The organism is Streptomyces bikiniensis (genome assembly GCF_000716625.1).
In the GTDB taxonomy this organism is placed as follows: Bacteria; Actinomycetota; Actinomycetes; order Streptomycetales; family Streptomycetaceae; genus Streptomyces; species Streptomyces bikiniensis.
This window is the reverse complement of record NZ_JNXJ01000087.1, coordinates 1-8,369: the sequence shown is the minus strand read 5'-3', so window position 1 is coordinate 8,369 and position 8,369 is coordinate 1. Positions and strand designations below refer to the sequence as shown.

Sequence of the window (8,369 nt, the reverse complement as noted above, 5' to 3'; positions counted from 1 at the left end):
GGGCCGGCACCCCCCGGTCGTGGGGCCGGCACCCCCAGGTCGTGGAGTCGGCACCCCCGGTCGTGGGGCCGGCACCCCCGGGTCATGGAGTCGCCCCCCGGGCCGGGAGGTCGGCGTCCGGGGATTGCAGGGGCCGGGGTGAGGCAGGGGCTGGGGTGAGGCAGGGGCAGGGGCAGGGGCCGGGGTGAGGCAGGGGCAGGGGCAGGGGCCGGGGTGAGGCAGGAGCGCGGGTCTCGGTGGCCCGTGGGGTGGAGCCGGGCGTCTCGGGGCGCGGGGCCGATGGTCCACGGGCGCGGGTCCGATGGTCCACGGGCGCGGGGCCGGGTGGCTCCGCGTCCGCCGGGCGGTCGGCGTCTCAGTGCTTGCGGGAGCGCCACAGCAGGAACAGGGCCGACGCGATCGCCGCTCCCCGCAGGACCCACGGCCAGGTCTCCGCGACCGCCGCGCCCATCGCCTCCCCGCCCGGGGCCACCGGATCGCCCCAGCGGCCCTGGACCCGCCCCCACAGCCAGAGCGTCCCGGCACCGGCGGCGAGGCCCGGGATCACCAGGACCGCGCCCTTGACCTCGCCGGGGGTCAGCCGGCGGGAGGCGTACGCGAGGAGCCAGCCCGCGGCGAGGGCCAGGAGCGAGCCGAAGACGGCGCCGCCGAGCAGGAGCAGGGCGGCGAGCAGCACGAAGGGGTTGGCGAGACGGGGGCGGGGCGGGGCCTGGGCCACCGGCGCCTCCGCCCCGGGGGCCGGTTCCGGGGCCCGGGCCCGCGCGGCCTTGCGCGGGCGCAGGAGCCGGGCCAGGCGGCGGCGCCCGCCGGGGGCGGGGGCCTCGCCCTCCGCCTCCTCCTCGTCCTCCTCGGGGGCGGGCGGCCGGAAGAGGTCCGGGCGCTCGATCCCGCCGACGAAACCGGGGATGCCGTCGGCGGCGTCCGCCGTCCGCCACCAGTCGGGCTCCTCCGGGCCGTCGAAGGCGCCCTTCTCCGTCCCGCCGTGGAACAGCGGCCGGTCCGGGGCCGACACGCCGGGACGGGGTGCCGGGATTCCGGACCTGCCGGACCTGCCGGGCCCGTCGGGGGCGGAGCCGTCGCGGGCGGCCCGGCCCTCGCGGCCCGGGCGGTCGTCCGCCGGGGCGTCCTCCTCGCGCGTACGGGAGGAGTCACCCCGCTCCGGGCCGCCCCCGCGCGGCGGCGGCACCGGGCCCCGGCCCGGGTCGTCGGCGCCCCCCGGCGCCCCCGCGCGGTCCACGACCTCGGCCGGGGTGCCCAGAGCGCCGAGGATGCCCCGTACCGCCGCGGGGGTCTCCTCGCCGTGGGTGGCGCGCCGGCGGTCGATCTCGTTCCGGAGGGTCGACACGAGCCGCGCGCGGTCGCTCGCCGGCAGGTGGCGCTGCTGGGCCAGATCGCCGACCCGGCTCAGGTAGTCGTAGACCAACTGGTCGCTCTCGATGCCCACGGTGCCCCTCCACGGCCGGTTCGCCCGGTACGGCCCGACGTTAGCGCCTGCGCAGCGGTTAACGTGGTCCGGATGGGGATCGGTGGGATCGGTGGGCTCGACCGGGAGGCGCACGTGGCCGAGGGAACAGGCGCCGCCGCGGCGCCCCGCACGCTCGCGGAGGCGCTCCGCGCGCGGGGCGACGAAGGACTCGCCGCGCTGCTGCGCGCCCGCCCGGACCTGCTGAACCCCGTACCGAACGACCTGACGCAGCTGGCGACCCGCGCCGGGACGCGGGGCTCGGTGGTGCGGGCCCTGGAGCGGCTCGACCGGTTCGCGCTCCAGACGGCCGAGGCGCTCGCCGTCGCCCCGGACCCGGCCCCGTACCCCGTGCTCCTCGCCCTGCTCACCGGCGACGAGGGCGACGCGGAGATCGAGGCGGCGCTGCCGGGCGCGGTGGCGCTGCTGCGCGAACAGGCGCTCGTGTGGGGCGGGGACGACCGGCTGCGGCTCGTGCGGACCGCGCGCGAGCTGCTCTCGCCGTCGCCGCAGCACCCCTCGCCGACCGGGCTCGGGCCGACCGTCGCCGAGGCGACGTCCGGGATGTCGCCGGGCCGGGTGCAGGAGATCATCGCGGCGGCCGGGCTCCCCGCGACGCACGATCCCGTGTCGGCGGTGGCGGCCCTGACCGGGCTCTTCACCGACCGGGCGCGGATGGGCGCGTTCCTCGACGGGGCGCCGCCGGAGGCGCTGGCCGTCCTGGACCGGCTCGTGTGGGGGCCGCCGTACGGCGAGGTGACGGCGAACCCGGCCCCGCCCGTGCGCTGGCTGCGCGACCGGGGCCTGCTCCTTCCGGTGTCGGCGCGGACGATGGTGCTGCCGCGCGAGGTGGCGCTGCACCTGCGGGGCGGGCGGGCGCACCGGGCGCCGGAGCCGGTGGCACCGGAGGTGGCCGTCCTGCGCGAGCACCGTCCCCAGGTGGTGGACGGCGCGGCGGCCGGGCAGGCGTACACGGCGCTGGCGACCGTCGAGGAGCTGCTGAAGTCCTGGGACGAGGGGGGTCCGCAGGTGCTGCGGGCGGGCGGCCTCTCCGTACGGGACCTCAGACGGACCGCCGCCGCCCTGGACGTGACGGAGCAGGTCGCCGCCTTCTGGCTGGAGCTCTGCCACGGGGCGGGGCTGCTCGCCTCGGACGGGGAGGCGGACGAGCGGTACGCGCCGACGCCCGCCTACGACGACTGGCTGGACCTGCCGCCCGCCGAGCGCTGGGCCCGGCTCGTCGCGCCCTGGCTGGCGTCGACCCGCACGCCGGGCCTGGTCGGCGGCCAGGACGCGAAGGGGCGCGCGCTCTCGGCGCTCGGCCCGGACCTGGACCGGGCGGCCGCGCCCGAGGTCCGGCGCCGGGTGCTCGGCCTCCTGGCGACGCTGCCGCCGGGCGCGGCGGCCGACCCGGAGACGCTGTTCGCGCGGCTGCGGTGGGAGCGGCCGCTGCGGGGTGCCGCGGCGGGACCCGCCACGGAGAGCCCCGGCCCGGGTCCCGCCCTCCCCGACGACCTGCGGTCCCGGCTGGCGCGCTGGGCGCTCGCGGAGGCCGAGCTGCTCGGGCTGACCGGCCGGGGCGCCCTGTCGGCTCCGGCGCGGGCGCTGCTCAACCTGCCGCTGGCCGAGGCCGCGTCGCCGGCCGACGAGGGCGGCGGGGTCGAGGAGTCGGTGGCCGCCGAGCGGGCGGCGGCGCTGCTGGCGCCGCTGCTGCCGGAGGCCGTCGACCACGTCCTGCTCCAGGCCGACCTGACGGCGGTCGCGCCCGGGCCGCTGCGGCGGCCCCTGGCGGACGCGCTCGCGGTCCTCGCGGACGTGGAGTCGAAGGGTGGTGCGACGGTGTACCGGTTCACGCCCGGTTCCGTACGGCGGGCCCTCGACTCCGGTCTGGCCGCGTCCGACGTGCACGCGTTCCTGGCCGCGCACTCCCGCACGCCGGTGCCGCAGCCGCTCGCGTACCTGGTGGACGACGTGGCCCGGCGCCACGGGCACCTGCGGGTGGGGGCGGCGTCCGCGTACGTGCGCTGCGACGACGACACCGTCCTCGGCGAGATCCTGGCCGACCGGCGCTCCGCCGCGCTGGGCCTGCGGCGCCTGGCGCCGACCGTGCTCGCCGCGCAGGCGGACCCGGCGGCGCTGCTCGAGGGGCTGCGGGCGATGGGGTACGCGCCGGCGGCCGAGTCGGCGGAGGGGGACGTCCTGGTCACGCGCGCCGACGCGTACCGCACGCCCGCGCGCACGGCCCCCGTGCCCGTCCCGGACGGGCCGCCCGCCCCGGACGCGACCCTCCTGAACGCGGCGGTGAAGGCGATCCGGGCGGGCGACCGGGCGGCGACGGCGGTCCGCAGGGAGCCGGCCGCCCCGACCCCGGCCGGTTCGCTCCCCCGGACCTCGTCCGCCGAGACCCTGGCGACCGTCCAGGCGGCCGCGATGACCGGCTCGGCGGTCTGGATCGGCTACGTGAACGCGGACGGCGCGGCGAGCCAGCGCGTCATCGCCCCGGTCCGCGTGGAGGGCGGCTTCGTGACGGGCTACGACCACACGGCCGACGAGATGCGCACGTACCCGCTGCACCGGATCACGGGGGTGGCGGAACTGGCGGACGACTAGGGGGTGTCCGGCGGATCGGGGTCGGACAGGCCGCGGCGTCTGGTGCGTTGCCTCGCAAGGCGGAGGAGGGAGTCATGGCGGAGTCATGGCGAGTGACGACAACGCGGCGAGGTACGGTGCCGGGCGCCGCGAGCCCGGCCTGATCGGTGAGACACCTCCTGGGTGTAACGGCTCCGGGCACGTCCTCAGCGGCGCGGGGCCACTAGGGCGCCGGGATCGAGCTTCAGCGGGAACGGCGCTCCACGGCCGTCTCGCGCCCGGCCTCGGCGACGAGCCGCTCCACGTAGTGGCCGTCCCGCAGCTCGGAGACGACGAGCGCGGGCGCGGGCTCCAGCTCCGGGCGCCACCGGTGCTCGATGCCGGCCTCCGCGTAGTACGGCGGCTGAGCAGCCGGTCCGTGCGGCGACCGGTGTCCGCTGCGGTGACCATCAGTGAGCTTTTTCTTCCTCCTCTGAGCTGGTCAGATGCAGGTGGAGGACGGGAAAGGCCCAGCGGCTCAGACCGGGGTGTGGAACGCCGACGGTGCGGGATGCGCCGCGGTGGCGTGCGTGACTGTCTGCTGTGTGACGCGGGCGGTCCCCTGGGGTTCGACCGGCGCACGACTGTCGCATCGGCGCCGTGTCGCCGGTAGCTTCAGTGTCCGTGCTGCGGTTCCTCGTCCTGCTGGATGCTGTCCAGGTCGTCGGCGTAGTGCTCGATCGCCCGCCGATAGTCCTGCACCCGGCGGTCGCTGCTGGTAGCGGCGAGCGTCTTCAGCAGCAGCTGCACCGCCTGACGGTTCTCACCCTGGTTGTACAAGCCCATGGCGAGGAAAGCGTGCAGCGCCGCATCGTCCGGGAACTCATCGAGTCCCTGTCGAAGGGTCTGCACGGCCTTGTCGTAGGAGCCCAGGATCCGGTGCGTGCTTCCCAGGCCGAGGAAGGCTCCGTGCCGGTCCTCCGGGGACAGGTCCGCGCCGCTCAGGGCACGTTCGTAGAACGGGACGGCTTCGCGCTCCAGGCCGAGGACATCATGTACCCAGGCGGTCTGATAGGCGATCTCGCCGTCTGCCGGGTAACGCTCGGCCAGTTCCACCAGCTGTTCCCGGGCCTGCTCGGCCTGGCCCTGCTCCCGCAGCCGGACCGCTCGTGCCAGCGCCTCGGCCTTGTCGTGACCATTATTCATGGTGCTCTACGGTGGCACACCGCCTCTGATCAGCAAAGTTCCCCCCTGTCTCACCTGCTGAACTGTTGCGCACGGTGCTCTCGCGTCACGCTGTCCCCCTCGCCTCGGCCAGAACGAGGAAGCGTTCGAGCAGGAGGTCGACGGTGTGCTCGGTGTACTCGGCCAGAACCTTCCAGGAGCTTCGCGTGCTTGCGTACCCGCCGGCGATTGATCTGTCCAGCCGCACTCTGCGGTTCCTGACCGGGCGTCCGAAGGCCAGGCGACAGGTGATCGGGACGCGGTGGCGGCGCCTTCCCGCCTCGCGACAGGCCCTGGCTCGCCCTGCCTCACCTGCGGTGCGGTGACACCTACGCCCAGCCGGCAGCTGGGTTCGGCATCGGAATCGCAACCGTCTACCGCTCCATACGTGAAGCCGTCGAGGCCCTGGCCGCCCTTGCCCCGTCCCCGGCCGAAGCGATGCGGACGATCAGAAAGAAGACGTTCGTCATCCTCGACGGCATCCTGCTGCCGATCGACCGCATCACCGCCGACACCCCGGGCCAGCAGGCGTTCAATCGGCCCCACGCAAAGATCCGGCCCCTGGCCGAGAAGGCCGTCGCCACGCTCAAGTCCCGGCGGCTCCTCCGCAGACTGCAATGCTCGACCACCCGGACCACCAAACTCTCCAGGCCGTCCTCACTCTGCATCCGACCAGCTCAGGATGAGGATGGAAAAGGCTCCTCGTCGAGGACCCGTTCCACGATCTCGTGAATCGTCTTCGCTTCCTCGGGGTTGACCCCCAGGACCTTCCCCGCGCCTTCGGGGTCGGGGGCCGCCCGGTGCCCGTACGGCACTCTGCCGCCCGTGTAGCGGCCCTCCCGCCGCAGGTGTTCATGGGCGCTGGAGACGCGCATACCGATGGTGTCGGACTCCAGCTCGGCGAAGACCGCGATCACCGTCCTCCACGGCTACGACCTGCCGACCACGGGCCGCGCACAGAGCCTCACAGGCCGCGCGCTGACGCTCGGGCGAGGTAGAGTTCTCTGTTTCCCGCGAAAGGCGGACATAGATGGCCGCGCGCATTCCTGGCGCATTGGCTGAGACGCCCTTGGGGCGACGGGCACGGGGCAAGGCCCGGGCCGTAGCGGTGGCAGGTGTGGTGTCTGTCACGCGACGATCCTATTTGCGGAGGTATGTGTGTCCTGCCTGATCGTCCAGAGCGACAAGACGCTGCTCCTGGAGGTCGACCACGAGCTGGCCGAGGCCTGTCGGCGGGCCATCGCGCCCTTCGCGGAGCTGGAGCGGGCGCCGGAGCACGTCCACACGTACCGGGTGACGCCGCTCGGGCTGTGGAACGCGCGGGCCGCCGGGCACGACGCCGAGCAGGTCGTGGACGCGCTCGTGGAGTACTCGCGCTACCCCGTGCCGCACGCGCTGCTCGTGGACGTCGCCGAGACGATGGACCGGTACGGGCGGCTCACGCTCTCCAAGCACCCCGTCCACGGGCTCGTGCTCACCACCACCGACCGGCCCGTCCTGGAGGAGATCCTCCGGTCGAAGAAGGTGCAGCCGCTCGTCGGGGAGCGGATCGACCCGGACACCGTGGCCGTGCACCCCTCCGAGCGCGGGCAGATCAAGCAGACCCTGCTGAAGCTGGGCTGGCCGGCCGAGGACCTCGCCGGGTACGTGGACGGGGAGGCGCACCGGATCGACCTCGCCGAGGACGGCTGGAGCCTGCGGCCCTACCAGAAGCAGGCCGTCGAGGGCTTCTGGCACGGCGGCTCCGGCGTCGTCGTGCTGCCCTGCGGCGCCGGCAAGACGCTGGTCGGGGCCGGGGCGATGGCCGAGGCCAAGGCGACCACCCTGATTCTCGTGACCAACACCGTCTCCGCCCGGCAGTGGAAGCACGAGCTGGTGAAGCGGACCTCGCTGACCGAGGACGAGATCGGCGAGTACTCGGGGACGAAGAAGGAGATCCGGCCCGTCACCATCGCCACCTACCAGGTGCTCACCACCCGCCGGAAGGGCGTCTACCCGCACCTGGAGCTGTTCGACTCCCGCGACTGGGGCCTCATCGTCTACGACGAGGTGCACCTGCTGCCCGCGCCCGTCTTCAAGTTCACCGCCGACCTCCAGGCCCGCCGCCGCCTCGGCCTCACCGCCACCCTGGTGCGCGAGGACGGGCGCGAGTCGGACGTGTTCTCGCTGATCGGACCGAAGCGGTTCGACGCGCCGTGGAAGGAGATCGAGGCGCAGGGGTACATCGCGCCCGCCGACTGCGTCGAGGTCCGGGTGAACCTGACCGACTCGGAGCGGCTCGCGTACGCGACGGCCGAGCCGGAGGAGAAGTACCGCTTCTGCGCGACGACGGCGACGAAGCGGAAGGTGACGGAGGCGCTGGTGAAGAAGTTCGCCGGGCAGCAGATCCTCGTCATCGGGCAGTACATCGACCAGCTGGACGAGCTGGGCGAACACCTCGACGCGCCGGTCATCAAGGGCGAGACCTCGAACAAGGAGCGGGAGCGGCTCTTCGACGCCTTCCGCACCGGGGAGATCAGCGTGCTCGTCGTCTCGAAGGTCGCGAACTTCTCGATCGACCTGCCCGAGGCCACGGTCGCCATCCAGGTGTCCGGCACCTTCGGCTCCCGGCAGGAGGAGGCCCAGCGCCTGGGCCGCGTGCTGCGGCCGAAGGCCGACGGCCACCAGGCGCACTTCTACTCGGTGGTCGCCCGGGACACCATCGACCAGGACTTCGCGGCGCACCGACAGCGGTTCCTGGCGGAGCAGGGGTACGCGTACCGGATCGTGGACGCGGACGAGCTGCTGGCACCGTGACGCGCGCCGCTCAGTCCAGGGCGGCGAGGACCGGGGCCGCGAACGCCAGGGCGTACTGGGCGGCGACGAGCGCCCCGCGGGGTACGGCGAGGGCGGCCGTGCCCGCGGCGGCGCCGAGGGCCAGGGACCAGAGGCCGGCCACGAGGAACCCGCCGCCCACGCCGTCGCCCTCGACGGCGTCGGTGAGTCCGAGGGCGGCGGTGAGCACCAGGCAGCCCGCGAGGAGGAGGAAACCGCAGAGCGCGAGGACGCGGAGGGCGCGGGCGTTCGGGGCGGTGGGGTCGGGGGCGGGATCGGGCAGGTCGGCGGGGGCGGGATC

Annotated in this window: 7 protein-coding genes and 1 pseudogene; 3 read left to right on the top strand and 5 right to left on the bottom strand. The window is 74.9% G+C overall.

All coding sequences use genetic code 11. The annotated features are described in order from the left end of the window. Positions 1 to 355 precede the first annotated feature (355 nt). Complete coding sequence (locus tag OO47_RS32620) at positions 356 to 1,444, bottom strand: hypothetical protein (RefSeq protein WP_030222761.1); 1,089 nt, start codon at positions 1,442 to 1,444, stop codon at positions 356 to 358. A 72-nt stretch (positions 1,445 to 1,516) separates the two neighbouring features. On the opposite strand from OO47_RS32620, the gene OO47_RS32615 reads away from it, so the two are divergent. Beyond that, complete coding sequence (locus OO47_RS32615; RefSeq protein WP_234323385.1) at positions 1,517 to 4,072, top strand: helicase C-terminal domain-containing protein; 2,556 nt, start codon at positions 1,517 to 1,519, stop codon at positions 4,070 to 4,072. 633 nt (positions 4,073 to 4,705) lie between these two features. On the opposite strand, the gene OO47_RS32610 is transcribed toward OO47_RS32615, so the two are convergent. Next, positions 4,706 to 5,236 (bottom strand): tetratricopeptide repeat protein, encoded by a 531-nt coding sequence (locus tag OO47_RS32610; protein ID WP_030222756.1) that lies wholly within the window; start codon positions 5,234 to 5,236, stop codon positions 4,706 to 4,708. Between the two features lie 185 nt (positions 5,237 to 5,421). Between OO47_RS32610 and OO47_RS35825 the strand changes: the two are divergent. Continuing rightward, positions 5,422 to 5,940: pseudogene (locus tag OO47_RS35825) on the top strand (transposase family protein). Here the strand turns inward: OO47_RS35825 and OO47_RS37115 are convergent. Together OO47_RS37115 and OO47_RS38860 are read right to left on the bottom strand one after the other, a co-directional pair. Beyond that, positions 5,932 to 6,171, bottom strand: a complete 240-nt coding sequence (locus OO47_RS37115) for a recombinase family protein (protein ID WP_030222750.1) — start codon at positions 6,169 to 6,171, stop codon at positions 5,932 to 5,934. The pseudogene OO47_RS35825 and the gene OO47_RS37115 overlap by 9 nt on opposite strands. Continuing rightward, positions 6,107 to 6,298 carry a recombinase family protein gene (locus OO47_RS38860; protein WP_106969520.1) on the bottom strand — a complete coding sequence of 64 codons (192 nt, stop codon included), beginning with the start codon at positions 6,296 to 6,298 and terminating at the stop codon, positions 6,107 to 6,109. Before OO47_RS38860 ends, OO47_RS37115 begins: the two co-directional genes overlap by 65 nt. A 114-nt stretch (positions 6,299 to 6,412) precedes the next feature. Between OO47_RS38860 and OO47_RS32595 the strand changes: the two genes are divergently transcribed. Continuing rightward, positions 6,413 to 8,050, top strand: a complete 1,638-nt coding sequence (locus OO47_RS32595) for a DNA repair helicase XPB (protein ID WP_030222747.1) — start codon at positions 6,413 to 6,415, stop codon at positions 8,048 to 8,050. A 10-nt stretch (positions 8,051 to 8,060) separates the two neighbouring features. On the opposite strand, the gene OO47_RS32590 is transcribed toward OO47_RS32595, so the two are convergent. Continuing rightward, the coding region (locus tag OO47_RS32590) for a hypothetical protein (RefSeq protein ID WP_033211127.1) at positions 8,061 to 8,369 on the bottom strand (309 nt) is incomplete at its 5' end.